The organism is Pseudomonas mosselii (assembly GCF_005796105.1).
Classification (GTDB): Bacteria; Pseudomonadota; Gammaproteobacteria; order Pseudomonadales; family Pseudomonadaceae; genus Aquipseudomonas; species Aquipseudomonas mosselii_C.
The window spans coordinates 1-345 of the sequence record NZ_VAUO01000059.1 but is presented as its reverse complement, the minus strand read 5'-3'; the positions used below and the strand labels follow the sequence as shown (position 1 = coordinate 345).

The window sequence follows — 345 nt, the reverse complement described above, 5'->3', positions numbered from 1 at the left end:
CATTCGTCACTACGCTCACGTTGACTGCCCAGGTCACGCTGACTACGTGAAGAACATGATCACCGGTGCTGCCCAGATGGACGGCGCGATCCTGGTTTGCTCGGCCGCCGATGGTCCGATGCCACAAACCCGTGAGCACATCCTGCTGTCCCGTCAGGTAGGCGTTCCGTACATCGTGGTCTTCCTGAACAAGGCTGACCTGGTAGACGACGCTGAGCTGCTGGAACTGGTCGAGATGGAAGTTCGCGACCTGCTGTCCACCTACGACTTCCCGGGCGACGACACCCCGATCATCATCGGTTCGGCTCGTATGGCGCTGGAAGGCAAAGACGACAACGAAATGGG

General features: G+C 59.4%; 1 protein-coding gene. It reads left to right on the top strand.

Going from position 1 to position 345, the window contains the following annotated elements:
* A partial coding sequence (locus tag FEM01_RS24060) for a GTP-binding protein (RefSeq protein WP_240791799.1) occupies positions 1-345 on the top strand: 345 nt, incomplete at both ends.